We start from the raw sequence: 12,891 nt of genomic DNA, 5'->3' as shown, positions 1-12,891 counted from the left end.
GCGCGCTCCCGACCGGAGGGTGGGCACCGTGCGGATGTACCCGGAGCCGACGGGCGAGGTGCGCATGAGTCTGTCACTGCGCTTCGCCGCCGGATCGCACAAAGGCATGATCCGCGAGGGCAACGAGGACTCGGGCTACGCCGGTCCGCGGCTGCTCGCGATCGCCGACGGCATGGGCGGTCAGGCGGCCGGTGAGGTCGCCTCCTCCGAGGTGATCTCCACCCTCGTCACGCTCGACGACGACATCCCCGGCTCCGACATCCTCACCTCCCTCGGCACCGCCGTGCAGCGCGCCAACGACCAGCTGCGCTCGATGGTCGAGGAGGACCCCCAGCTGGAGGGCATGGGCACCACGCTCACCGCCCTGCTGTGGACCGGTCAGCGACTCGGCCTCGTCCACGTCGGCGACTCCCGCGCGTACCTCCTCAGGGACGGCGTCCTCACCCAGATCACCCAGGACCACACCTGGGTGCAGCGTCTGGTCGACGAGGGCCGCATCACGGAGGAGGAGGCCACCACCCACCCGCAGCGCTCCCTGCTGATGCGCGCGCTGGGCAGCGGCGACCACGTGGAGCCCGACCTCTCCATCCGCGAGGTCCGCGCCGGCGACCGGTACCTGATCTGCTCCGACGGTCTGTCCGGCGTGGTGTCCCACCAGACGATGGAGGACACCCTCGCCAGCTACCAGGGCCCGCAGGAGACCGTGCAGGAGCTGATCCAGCTCGCGCTGCGCGGTGGCGGCCCGGACAACATCACGGTCATCGTCGCCGACGTCCTCGACCTCGACACCGGAGACACCCTCGCCGGGCAGCTCTCCGACACCCCGGTCGTGGTCGGCGCGGTCGCCGAGAACCAGCTGCACCTCCAGGACAACGGCATCATGCAGACCCCCGCCGGCCGGGCCTCCGGTCTCGGCCGTCAGGGGCACGGACAGGGCGGCGGCGGTGAGTTCGGCCCGCCGGGCTCCGGCGACACCACCGGGTACATGCCCGCGGCGGGCAGCTTCGGCGACTACTCCGACGACGACTTCGTCAAGCCGCGCAAGAAGCGCAGGTGGCTGAAGAGATCCTTCTTCGGCATCCTCGCCCTCGCCGTGGTCGGCGGGGGCCTGTACGGCGGTTACCGCTGGACGCAGACGCAGTACTACGTCGGTTCCAAGGACGACCACGTGGCGCTGTACCGCGGCATCAGCCAGGACCTGGCCTGGATCTCGCTCTCGAAGGTCGAGAAGGACCACCCCGAGATCGAACTCAAGTACCTGCCGCCCTACCAGCAGAAGCTGGTCGAGGCCACGATCGCCGAGGGCGGTCTGAGCGACGCCCGGAAGAAGATCGAGGAGCTGTCCACCCAGGCGTCGGCGTGCAAGAAGAACGCCGAGCGCCGCGAGGCGGCGGACAGCAACGCCAAGACGGGTGAGGGCGAGGCCGGCGGCGTCACGGGAACCACGAAGACCTCCCTCACGTCCAAGGCCACACCGTCCCCGACGTCGTCACCGTCGACGTCCCCGACCCCGACCCAGACCCAGACCGCACCCACACCGTCGGCCGGCCCCACCCTCTCGGAGGAGGAGCAGGAGCTGGTCTCACGGTGCGGTGAGCAGTAGGCAAGCCGCGAGGGGCCCACGCACACCATGAGCAGTACTACCAACACGTCGACGCAGCACACGTCCACGATCGGCGCGATCGGCACACCGAGCCGACGCAACACCGAGCTGGCGCTGCTGGCGTTCGCGGTCGTCATCCCGGTGTTCGCCTACGCCAACGTGGGGCTCGCCCTGAACGACCAGGTGCCCGCCGGACTCGCCGCCTACGGCATCGGCCTCGGGGTGCTGGCCGGCATCGGCCATCTCGTCATCCGCAAGTTCGCGCCGTACGCCGACCCGCTGATGCTGCCGCTGGCCACGCTGCTGAACGGGTTGGGGCTGGTGGCGATCTGGCGACTGGACCAGTCGAAACTGCTCCAGCAGATCGGACAGGCCGGTGGCAAGGCGACCAACCAGCTGGTCTACACAGCGATGGGCATCGCGCTCCTCATCGCCGTCCTGATCTTCCTCAAGGACCACCGCACCCTCCAGCGCTACACCTACATCTCCATGGCCGGCGCGCTGGTCCTCCTGCTGCTCCCCCTGGTGCCGGGCCTCGGCGCGGAACTCACCTACGGCGCCAAGATCTGGATCCAGGTCGGCAGCTTCACCATCCAGCCCGGCGAGTTCGCCAAGATCGTGCTGGCGATCTTCTTCGCCGGCTACCTGATGGTGAAGCGCGACGCGCTCGCACTGGCCAGTCGCCGCTTCATGGGCCTGTACCTGCCGCGCGGCCGCGACCTCGGCCCGATCATCGTCGTCTGGGCGATCTCGATCCTCATCCTGGTCTTCGAGACCGACCTCGGTACCTCGCTGCTGTTCTTCGGCATGTTCGTGATCATGCTGTACGTCGCGACCGAGCGGACCAGCTGGATCGTCTTCGGTCTGCTGATGTCCGCGGCCGGAGCGGTCGGCGTGGCCTCGTTCGAGATCCACGTGCAGCAGCGTGTGCAGGCCTGGCTGGACCCCATGGGCGAGTGGGAGCTCTCCAAGACCGTGGTCGGCCACTCCGCGCAGTCCATGGAGGCCCTGTGGGCCTTCGGCTCCGGCGGCACCCTCGGCACCGGCTGGGGGCAGGGCCACTCCGAACTCATCCGCTTCGCCGCGAACTCCGACTTCATCCTCGCCACCTTCGGTGAGGAACTGGGACTGACCGGCGTGATGGCGATCCTGCTGATCTACGGTCTGATCGTGGAGCGCGGCATCCGCACGGCCCTCGCCGCCCGGGACCCGTTCGGCAAGCTGCTCGCCGTGGGTCTCTCCGGCGCCTTCGCCCTCCAGGTCTTCGTCGTCGCCGGCGGTGTGATGGGCCTCATCCCCCTGACCGGTATGACGATGCCGTTCATGGCCTACGGCGGTTCATCGGTCATCGCCAACTGGGCCCTCATCGGCATCCTGATCAGAATCAGCGACACCGCACGCCGGCCCGCGCCCGCGCCCGCACCGAACCCCGACGCCGAGATGACCCAGGTGGTCCGCCCGTCATGAACAAGCCCCTGCGCCGCATCGCGATCTTCTGCGGGCTCCTGGTCCTCGCCCTGCTCATCCGCAACAACTGGCTCCAGTACGTCCAGGCGGACGCTCTCGCCACCGACAAGTTCAACCGCCGCGTCGCCATCGAGCGCTACGCCACGCCGCGCGGGGACATCATCGTCGACGGCAAGGCCATCACGGGGTCCGTCGCCTCCGAGGGGCTCGACTACAAGTACAAGCGCACGTGGAAGAACGGCGAGATGTGGGCGCCGGTCACCGGCTACTCCTCCCAGATCATCGGCGCCACCCAACTGGAGAGCCTCGAGGACGGCATCCTCACCGGGAACGACGACCGGCTCTTCTTCCGGAACACGCTGGACATGCTCACCGGCAAGAAGAAGGAGGGCGGCAGCGTCGTCACCACCCTCAACGCCGCCGCGCAGAAGGCGGCCTTCGAGGGCCTCGGCAACAAGAAGGGCGCCGTCGCCGCGCTCGACCCCAAGACCGGCGCGATCCTCGCCCTGGCCTCCACGCCGTCCTACGACCCGTCCACGTTCGCCGGGATCAGCACCAAGGACAGCAAGACCTTCTCCAAGCTGGAGAAAGACCCCGACAAGCCGCTGCTGAACCGCGCGCTGCGCGAGACCTACCCGCCGGGCTCCACGTTCAAGGTGGTCACGGCCGCCGCGGCCCTGGAGAACGGCGTCGTCTCGGACATCGACGACAAGACGGATACTCCCGACCCGTACAAGCTGCCTGAGTCGTCCACCCCCCTCACCAACCAGCACGGCGTGTGCAAGAACGCCACCCTCCGCTACGCGCTCGAGCAGTCCTGCAACACGGTCTTCGGCAAGCTCTCCGACAGCGTCGGCAACGAGAAGATGCGGGAACAGGCCGAGAAGTTCGGCTTCGGTGAGGACAAGCTCGACGTACCGGTACGTGCCGCCGAGAGCGTGTACCCCGAGGACAACCGCCCGCAGAACGCGATGGCCGGCATCGGGCAGGCCTCCAACCGCGCCACCCCGCTGCAGATGGCCATGGTCGCCTCGGCCGTCGCCAACGACGGCGAGCTGATGATGCCGTACATGGTCGACCAGCTGCGTGCCTCCAACCTCGACGTCATCGAGACGCACGACCCCGAGACCCTGTCCCAGGCGGTCTCGCCGGAGAACGCCCAGAAGCTCCAGGACATGATGGAGAGTGTCGTCAAGACGGGTACCGGTCAGAACGCTCAGATCGACGGCGTCACCGTCGGTGGCAAGACCGGTACCGCCCAGCACGGCGTGAACAACAAGGAGAAGCCGTACGCCTGGTTCATCTCCTACGCCCAGCTCAGCGACGGCAGCTCGCCGGTCGCCGTGGCCGTGGTCGTCGAGGACGGTTCGGCCAACCGCGGTGAGATCTCCGGTGGCGGTCTGGCCGCCCCGATCGCGAAGAGCGTGATGCAGGCAGTGATCAACAGCAAGAAGTGACCCCGCTCACGTCGCCTTCACATCGGTGCACGTTGCGATACCGGTCCTGTATCGGGTGACGCGGTTGGCCAGGTCACGCAAGGCGAGCCGGGTACCGTATGCCCGGAGCACAGCCGCCGGACCACACATGGGTGCGGTCGGGACCGACGGAGAGGGCTGGTAGGAAGCTATGGAAGAGCCGCGTCGCCTCGGCGGCCGGTACGAGCTGGGCCAGGTGCTCGGCCGTGGTGGCATGGCGGAGGTCTACCTCGCGATGGACACCCGCCTCGGCCGCACCGTGGCGGTGAAGACGCTGCGAGCGGACCTCGCGCGCGACCCCACCTTCCAGGCCCGGTTCCGCCGGGAGGCCCAGTCGGCCGCCTCGCTCAACCACCCCGCGATCGTGGCGGTCTACGACACGGGCGAGGACTACATCGACGGGGTCTCGATCCCGTACATCGTCATGGAGTACGTCGAGGGCTCCACCCTCCGTGAGCTTCTCCACAGCGGCCGCAAGCTGCTGCCGGAGCGGGCGATGGAGATGACCATCGGCATCCTCCAGGGACTGGAGTACGCCCACCGCAACCAGATCGTCCACCGCGACATCAAGCCGGCCAACGTCATGCTGACGCGCAACGGCCAGGTCAAGGTCATGGACTTCGGTATCGCCCGCGCCATGGGCGACTCCGGTATGACGATGACGCAGACGTCCGCGGTCATCGGCACCGCCCAGTACCTCTCGCCGGAGCAGGCCAAGGGCGAGCAGGTGGACGCCCGGTCCGACCTGTACTCGACCGGCTGTCTGCTCTACGAGCTGCTGACGGTCCGCCCGCCGTTCGTGGGCGACTCCCCCGTGGCGGTCGCCTACCAGCACGTGCGGGAGGAGCCGCAGCCCCCGAGCGTCTTCGACCCGGAGATCACTCCGGAGATGGACGCCATCGTCCTGCGTGCCCTGGTCAAGGACCCGGACTACCGCTATCAGTCCGCCGACGAGATGCGTGCCGACATCGAGGCCTGCCTCGACGGCCAGCCCGTCGCGGCGACGGCGGCCATGGGCTCGGTCGGCTACGGCGGCTACCCGGACGACCAGCCGACCACCGCCCTGCGGGCCGACGCCGGAGCCACGACGATGCTTCCGCCCGTCGGCCCGGACGACGGTTACGGCTACGACGACCGCCAGGGCCGTCGCCGCCAGCAGCCGAAGAAGAACAACACCTCGACGATCCTCCTGGTCGTCGCGGGTGTACTGGTGCTGATCGGCGCGGTCCTCATCGGCCAGTGGATGTTCTCGGGCAACGGCACCGGCAACGACACCCTCAAGGCACCCAACTTCGTCGGGCAGAGCGAGGCGGAGGCGAAACAGGCGGCCACCAACGTCGACCTGAAGGTGACGACCACCAAGGCCGCGTGCGAGAACCAGAAGACCGGCAACGTCTGCAAACAGACCCCGCAGGCCGAGACCCAGGTGAAGAAGGGCGACACCATCGCCCTGGTCATCTCGACGGGCGCTCCGAAGGTCACGGTCCCCGACGTCCAGGGCATCCAGTTCGACGAAGCCGAGGCCGAGCTCGAGGACAAGGGCTTCAAGGTCGAGAAGAAGACCGAGGAGTCCGACCGCACGGCCGGCATCGTGATCGACCAGGACCCGGCCAGCGGCAAGCTCGAGAAGGGCTCCACGGTCACGCTGACGGTCGCCAAGGCTCCGGACAAGGAGACCGTGCCGGACGTGGCCGGGCAGGGCTGTGACGCCGCCAAGAACCAGATGGCGGCCAACAACCTCGTCGGCACCTGCACCGAGGTCGAGACCCAGGACCCCAACCTCGTCGGCAAGGTCGTCGCGACCAGCCCCGAGGCGGGTTCCGAGCTCAACAAGGGCGACACGGTCACCATCCAGATCGGTAAGGCGGCCGAGGAGGAGGAGCAGGAGGCCGAGGTCCCGAACGTCGTGGGAAGGACCGTGGGCCAGGCGAAGCAGATCCTCCAGGCGTCCGGCTTCACCAACATCCAGTTCGCCAACGGCAGCGACCAGAGCGACACCGCGTTCGTCGCCGACCAGGACCCGGACGGCGGCAATGAAGCCGACCCGGCCCAGACGACGATCACTCTCACCACGGTCGGCTTCGGCGGCAACAACGGCAACAACAACAACAACGGCGGCGGTTTCGGCGGCGGGGACTTCGGTTAGCGCCACCCGCCCACGGCAGAGGGACTGATGCGAGCCCGCTGTCCTGTACGACGAAGGAGCCCCGGCACCCTCTTCAGGGAGGATGCCGGGGCTCCTTCGTCGTCTCGATGTTTCACGTGAAACCGGATGTTTCACGTGAAACATCCCTACGGGGGAGCAAACCCGCCGCGCAGCTAGCGGAGTTCCTTCGGCAGCGTGCGCTCGGCGTTCACCCGCTCCACCCGCTCCAGCTCGCCCCACACGATGTACCGGTACCGGGACGTGTAGACGGGCGTGCAGGTGGTGAGGGTGATGTATTTGCCGGCCTTCTTCTTGCCGGACTCCTTGGGGATGTTCGAGAGGACCTTGACGTTGTACTTCGAGGTCTCGGTGAGGGTGTCGTAGACCTTGTAGACGTACCAGTTGTCGCGGGTCTCGAAGACGATCGAATCGCCCTTCTCGAGCTTGTCGATGTTGTGGAACTTCGCCCCGTGTCCGTCGCGGTGGGCGGCCAGGGTGAAGTTGCCGTCCTTGTCGGAGCTGGGGAGGGTCGCCTTGACCGGATCGGTGTAGTAGCCGGCGACACCACCGTTGAGGATCTTGGGGGAGGTGCCCTTCTTCACCAGGACCTCCCCGTTCTTCATGGCGGGGACGTGCAGGAAGCCGATGCCGTCCTTGGTGTCCAGGGCGCCCGGGCCGTCGTCCGAGGCCCAGGTGTCGCGGACCTTGTTCGCTTCCTTGTCCGCCTCGCGGTCGGCGAGCACGTTCGTCCACCACAGCGAGTAGACGACGAACAGACCGAGCACCAGGCCCGCCGTGATGAGGAGTTCACCGAAGACACTGACCGCCATGGCGATCCGGCTCATGCCGCGGCGCCTCGGCGTGGCCTCGGACGCGTCCGTCTTCTCTTCGGTGTCGTCAGTGGTCACTGCCACAGTTTCTTCCGCCCTTGATCGAGCCCCTACTGGACGAGCGCGTCGGGCTTCCCCTCGCTGCGCGGCCGTTCCTCCACCATCTTGCCCCACACGATCATGCGGTACTTGCTCGTGAACTCCGGCGTGCACGTGGTCAGCGTGATGTAGCGACCCGGCTGGGTGAAGCCGGAGCCCGGGGGCACGGGTTGGAGCACACTGACGTTCGACGGCGGGGTCACCGGCAGGATCGAGGCCATGTCGTAGACGTAGTACGTGTCCTGCGTCTCCACGACGATCGGGTCGCCCGGCTTGAGTCGGTTGATGTACCGGAACGGTTCACCATGGGTGTTGCGGTGGCCGGCGATACCGAAGTTGCCCGTCTTGTCCTCGGGCATCGCCGTCTTGATGCTGTTCTCGTCGTAGTGGCCGACCATGCCGCGGTCCAGGACCTTCGACTTGCTGATGCCCTCGGCGATCGGCACGACGACGTCCAGCTTCGGAATGTGCAGGATGGCGAAGCCCTGCCCGGGCTCGAAGGCGCCCGGCGCGCGCTTGCCGCTCTTCCACTCCTCCTGGAGGCTCGTCGCCTCCCGGCCCGCCTGCTGATGGGCGCGGATGTTGGACCACCAGAGCTGGTAGGTGACGAAGAGCAGCATCACCACGCCGGTGGTGATGAACACCTCTCCGATGACCCGGCTCGCGATCACTCCCGCGCTGGGCTTGCGTGCCCGCGCCGCCCGTCGCGCCTCGATCCTGGAGCGCGGCGACGGCCGCCCGTCCTCTCCTAAGCCCTCCTCGGGCCCCTGAGCGGCTCCGGAGCTCGCGTGGGCCCCCGGGGAGCCCCCGTGCCTCCCGTGCCGTCTCGCGGCCTTACGGCGGGCCGCACGGCCTCCGGAAGCCGGGGGCGCGGGTATCGGCTCGGCCGCGGCGGCTATCCGTCGCGCCTCCTCCACCCGGAGCGCCACGGTCTCCTCGTCGATCGGAGGGTGCTGCAGGGCGGTGTCGGTCGGGGTGCCCCCTTGGGTGCCCACCGGGCCGGCCGCGTCGTAGGTCTCGTACAGCCCCTCGGACGCGGGCTGGGGACGCGGCTCGTAGGTCTCGTACTGCTCGTACGGCTCGAACGAGGGCTCCGCGTACGGCTGCTGCTGCCCGAACCAGTCGCCCTGCCCGTACTGCGGGGTCGGTTGGACGGTCCACTGGTGAGGATCGGCCGTGTCACCGAACGGCGCCCCTGGCTGGAAGGCCTCCGCCTCGAACGACTCGGCGCCCCCGTACGCGGCCTCGCCGCCGTAGGGGGCACTCTCGCGCTCGGGGCGCAGTGCCGTCACGCCGTGGCCCTGCCCACCACGGGGGCGAGCCCCGTCGACCTGGCCACGGCCCCTTGGTCACCGCATTCGGCGAGCCAGTTGGCGAGCATGCGGTGGCCGTGCTCGGTGAGCACCGACTCGGGGTGGAACTGCACGCCCTCGACCGGCAGTTCCCGATGCCGGAGGCCCATGATGATCCCGTCGTGCGTGCGGGCCGTGATCTCCAGCTCGGCCGGCACGGTGGCCGGCTCCGCGGCCAGGGAGTGGTAGCGGGTGGCGGTGAAGGGGGTGGGCAGGCCCGCGAAGACCCCCTTGCCCTCGTGTTCCACCAGCGAGGTCTTCCCGTGCAGCAGTTCGGGCGCGCGGTCCACGACACCGCCGTAGGCCACCTGCATGGACTGCATGCCGAGGCAGACGCCGAACACGGGGACGCCGGTCGCCGCGCAGTGGCGGACCATGTCCACGCAGACGCCGGCCTCCTCCGGGGTGCCCGGACCGGGGGACAGGAGCACGCCGTCGAAGCCGTCCTGGGCGTGCGCGGTCGCCACCTCGTCGTTGCGCAGCACCTCGCACTCGGCGCCCAGCTGGTACAGGTACTGGACCAGGTTGAAGACGAAGCTGTCGTAGTTGTCGACGACGAGGACCCGGGCGGGTCGGGCGGCACTCACTGGTCGTTCACCGTCACATCGTTGAAGGGCAGCAGGGGCTCGGCCCAGGGAAAGACGTATTGGAAGAGGACATAGACGACGGCCAGGGTCAGCACGATGGAGATCAGCGCCTTCAGCCACGCGTTACCCGGCAGATGTCGCCAGATCCAGCCGTACATGCCGTCCCTTCCTTCACACCACGGCACCGGACTCACGCCGTACCGCCACCAGACTAACGGCGCAGTGCCTCCGGTTTCCCTGACTCCACAGGCTGTGTGGAATCCAGATGGCCCCAGACGATGAGCCGATGGCTGTGTCCCCACTCCGGGTCGCACGTCGTCAGCGTCAGATAGCGCCCCGCGCGCGTGTAGCCCGATTTCTCCGGCACGGGGTCGATGACCTGGACGTCCGTGGGCAATGTCCGATAGGGCCCCTTGTCGATGACGTACGTGAACCAGTCCGCGCCGTCGGTCAGGACGACCTCGTCACCGGGACGCAGCTTGGGAAAATCTTTGAAGGGATCGCCGTAGGTGCGGCGGTGGCCGGCGACCGCGAAGTTCCCCTTCTGTCCCAGCTGCGCGGTGTTCGCGTAGTGGCCGAGCCCTTTCTTGAGAGTGTCCGTCTTCGTGCCCTCCAGGACGGGCTTGTTCCACGTGAAACCGAGACGCGGGATGTACATGAGCGCGAAGGGCTCACCGCTCTCGTACGCGGCGGGCGGCTCCGGAGCCGCCGAGGGGCCCGGTCCGGACGTCGGCCCGACCGGCTGCCGTGCCCACCGGTCCCGGAGCAGGTCGACCTGGTGGTCCATCTCGGTGTCGGCCTTCACGCCGGTCCAGAAGAGCACGTAGACCACGAAGAGCACGATCAGGGTGCCGACGGTGATGCAGAGCTCGCTGGCCGTCCTCACGATCACGCGCACCGACACGGGCCCCCCGGCTGCCGTCACTCCACGGGCTTCGCGTACTTCAGATCCACTGTGCCCGAGTAGCCGGGCAGAGTCACCGGCCCGTCCTCGGTGACTTTCCAGCCCAGCCCGTACACGTTCACGTAGACCATGTAGTTCTGGATGGCCTCGCTGGCGGTGAGCGCCTTCTGCAGCTTCTCCGGGTCACCGACCGCCTGGATCTTGTACGGCGGTGAGTAGACGCGGCCCTGGAGGATCAGGGTGTTGCCGACGCAGCGGACGGCGCTGGTGGAGATCAGCCGCTGGTCCATGACCTTGATGCCCTGGGCGCCGCCCAGCCACAGGGCGTTCACCACGGCTTGCAGGTCCTGCTGGTGGATGACCAGGTAGTCGGGCTGCGGTTCGGGGTAGCCGGGGAGCTTGGCGGTGGCGTCCGGCGGGGCGTCGTTCAGGGTGACCGTGAGGGCCTGCCCCTTGAGCTTCTGGGTGCCGGCGTTCTTCTCCAGCGCCTTGAGCCGGGCGTCCTCGGCCTTGGTGCTGCCGTCGTCCCGCTCCGCGAGGGCCTCCACGTCGTCCCTGAGCACCGCGTTGGACTCGTCGAGCTGCCCGTTCTTGTGGCTCCGCTCCTGGATCAGGTCGGAGAGCTTCAGCAGGGAGGCGTCCGTGCGGATATTGGTGCCCTTGGCCGTGTCGAAGCTGGTGAAGAAGATCAGCCCGGCGAGGGCGAAGACCCCGACGGTGAGCACGCGCACGGGCCGGATACCACCTCGGGAGGAAGTGCCGGAACCCGCCTCGGGGGAGTCGGCTGAATTGCTCAACGTACCCTTATCTCCTTAGGCGCCGCGGAAGCACTACGCTAACGGACGCCCGGGGGAGCATTCAGTGTCCCCTTGTACGCTGCCCCGGAGCCCGCCACAGTTCCCTGCGCGGCCACGCAGCGCATCGACAGGAGAGACCCTCGTGCCGAAGTCACGTATCCGCAAGAAGGCCGACTACACGCCGCCGCCGTCCAAGCAGGCCACGAACATCAAGCTGAACAGCCGTGGCTGGGTGGCTCCGGTCATGCTGGCCATGTTCCTCATCGGGCTCGCCTGGATCGTCGTCTTCTATGTGACGGACGGCTCGCTGCCGATCGACTCGCTCGGCAACTGGAACATCGTGGTCGGCTTCGGCTTCATCGCCGCCGGATTCGGCGTCTCGACCCAGTGGAAGTAGCGGTCTCCGCACCGTGGAGGTAGCTCTCCCCAGAGCAATCCACGGAGTTATCCACAGGTGTTTTCCACAGTGGGGAAAAAGAACGACGATCTGTGGATAACTCACTGGGCGTTGACGCCGGTACGACTGACCTACCGGCACCCGCAAGCATGTTCGCCCCCTGCCTGACCTGCGAAAACGCAGGTGAGCGGCAGGGGGCACACCTGTTCCCGCACCCTATGCACAAGATCCGCCACGGTCTGTGGACAACAGTGCTGTAACGGTGCCGCCGGAGCGCCCGACCGGTGACGGTCCGGCATCACCTCAGGTCAGCTGCGTGGTCCTGAGCAGAGTCATGACGACCACGGCGGCCAGGACCAGCGCACACACGCCGTACTGGATCAGCGCCCGCCGCTCACGTGGTGCGTGCACCATCACGTAGCCGATCAGCACTCCGCCGACGAGGCCGCCTACGTGGGCTTCCCAGGCGATGTTGAACATCGGGCTGAAGGTGAAGATCAGGTTGATCACCAGGAGGATGATCAACGGGCGCATGTCGTACTTGAGGTGGCGCAGGAGGACGCCGGTCGCCCCGAAGAGCCCGAAGATGGCGCCGGAGGCACCGAGCGACGGTTGGGTGGGCTCGGCGATCAGGTAGGTGAGCGCGCTGCCCGCGAGACCCGAGACGAAGTACAGCGCCAGATAGCGGGCACGGCCGAGGGCCGCCTCCAGCGGGCCGCCGATCCACCACAGGCTCAGCATGTTGAACAGGATGTGTGTGACGCCTGCGTGCAAGAACATCGACGTGACCAGTCGGTACCACTGGCCTTCGGCTACACCCTGGAGCGAGGTGCCCAGCTCCGGTACCCAGGCGCGACCGATGAGGTCGAACCGGTCGGTGAAGGCGTCGCCGACGGACGTCTTCACCAGGAACAGCAGCAGGTTCGCACCGATCAGGATCTTGGTGAGAAGCCGCGGATCGGCGGTGACCGTGCCACCCGCGAGGGTGCGTGGGGCCGAGGCCGAAGGCGCGTGGCCCGTGCCGGAGCCGTTGCGGACGCACTCGGGGCACTGGAAGCCGACGGAGGCGCTCACCATGCACTCGGGACAGATGGGGCGCTCGCAGCGGGTGCAGCGGATACCCGTCTCGCGGTCCGGATGCCGGTAGCAGGTGGGCAGGCTCTGCGCGTCCTGCGGGCTGCTCGGCGCCTGATCCATCGGGCCCCTCCGTCTCCTGGGTGGAACGCATCGCCCC

General features: G+C 67.9%; 12 protein-coding genes. 5 read left to right on the top strand and 7 right to left on the bottom strand.

Annotated features, from left to right (window positions below; genetic code table 11):
- Window positions 1-64 precede the first annotated feature (64 nt).
- From L3078_RS23145 to pknB, 4 genes are all read left to right on the top strand, one after another.
- Complete coding sequence (locus L3078_RS23145) at window positions 65-1,603, top strand: Stp1/IreP family PP2C-type Ser/Thr phosphatase (protein ID WP_239755871.1); 1,539 nt, start codon at window positions 65-67, stop codon at window positions 1,601-1,603.
- A 27-nt stretch (window positions 1,604-1,630) separates the two neighbouring features.
- Window positions 1,631-3,070, top strand: a complete 1,440-nt coding sequence (locus L3078_RS23140; RefSeq protein WP_239755870.1) for an FtsW/RodA/SpoVE family cell cycle protein — start codon at window positions 1,631-1,633, stop codon at window positions 3,068-3,070.
- Entirely contained in the window at window positions 3,067-4,527 is a 1,461-nt protein-coding gene (locus L3078_RS23135) for a peptidoglycan D,D-transpeptidase FtsI family protein (protein WP_239755869.1), read from the top strand. The genes L3078_RS23140 and L3078_RS23135 overlap by 4 nt, the downstream gene beginning before the upstream one ends.
- A gap of 169 nt (window positions 4,528-4,696) precedes the next feature.
- Entirely contained in the window at window positions 4,697-6,691 is a 1,995-nt protein-coding gene (gene pknB, locus L3078_RS23130) for a Stk1 family PASTA domain-containing Ser/Thr kinase (protein ID WP_239755868.1), read from the top strand.
- Between the two features lie 173 nt (window positions 6,692-6,864).
- Here pknB and L3078_RS23125 read toward each other — a convergent pair whose 3' ends face one another.
- From L3078_RS23125 to L3078_RS23100, 6 genes are read right to left on the bottom strand one after another with little or no spacing between them, the layout of a single operon-like run.
- The gene (locus L3078_RS23125) at window positions 6,865-7,605 is read right to left on the bottom strand and encodes a class E sortase (RefSeq protein ID WP_239755867.1); all 741 of its coding nucleotides are present in this window, start codon (window positions 7,603-7,605) and stop codon (window positions 6,865-6,867) included.
- A 26-nt stretch (window positions 7,606-7,631) separates the two neighbouring features.
- Window positions 7,632-8,912, bottom strand: a complete 1,281-nt coding sequence (locus L3078_RS23120) for a class E sortase (protein WP_239755866.1) — start codon at window positions 8,910-8,912, stop codon at window positions 7,632-7,634.
- The gene (locus tag L3078_RS23115; protein WP_239755865.1) at window positions 8,909-9,559 is read right to left on the bottom strand and encodes an aminodeoxychorismate/anthranilate synthase component II; all 651 of its coding nucleotides are present in this window, start codon (window positions 9,557-9,559) and stop codon (window positions 8,909-8,911) included. Before L3078_RS23115 ends, L3078_RS23120 begins: the two co-directional genes overlap by 4 nt.
- The gene (locus L3078_RS23110) at window positions 9,556-9,717 is read right to left on the bottom strand and encodes a hypothetical protein (RefSeq protein ID WP_033530583.1); all 162 of its coding nucleotides are present in this window, start codon (window positions 9,715-9,717) and stop codon (window positions 9,556-9,558) included. The genes L3078_RS23115 and L3078_RS23110 overlap by 4 nt, the downstream gene beginning before the upstream one ends.
- 53 nt (window positions 9,718-9,770) lie before the next feature.
- Entirely contained in the window at window positions 9,771-10,463 is a 693-nt protein-coding gene (locus L3078_RS23105) for a class E sortase (RefSeq protein ID WP_239760431.1), read from the bottom strand.
- Window positions 10,464-10,480: 17 nt separating this feature from the next.
- Window positions 10,481-11,260, bottom strand: coding sequence for a DUF881 domain-containing protein (locus L3078_RS23100; RefSeq protein WP_239755864.1), 780 nt, complete (start codon window positions 11,258-11,260; stop codon window positions 10,481-10,483).
- Between the two features lie 142 nt (window positions 11,261-11,402).
- Between L3078_RS23100 and crgA the strand changes: the two genes are divergently transcribed.
- Complete coding sequence (gene crgA, locus L3078_RS23095) at window positions 11,403-11,657, top strand: cell division protein CrgA (protein ID WP_045558527.1); 255 nt, start codon at window positions 11,403-11,405, stop codon at window positions 11,655-11,657.
- A 303-nt stretch (window positions 11,658-11,960) separates the two neighbouring features.
- Here the strand turns inward: crgA and L3078_RS23090 are convergent, their stop codons facing one another.
- On the bottom strand, window positions 11,961-12,854 hold the full coding sequence (locus tag L3078_RS23090) for a rhomboid family intramembrane serine protease (RefSeq protein ID WP_239755863.1): 894 nt from the start codon (window positions 12,852-12,854) through the stop codon (window positions 11,961-11,963).
- Window positions 12,855-12,891 lie beyond the last annotated feature (37 nt).

Source organism: Streptomyces deccanensis (genome assembly GCF_022385335.1).
Lineage (GTDB): Bacteria > Actinomycetota > Actinomycetes > Streptomycetales > Streptomycetaceae > Streptomyces > Streptomyces deccanensis.
Note: the sequence above shows the minus strand (reverse complement) of the source record. Positions and strands in the feature narration are given on the sequence as shown.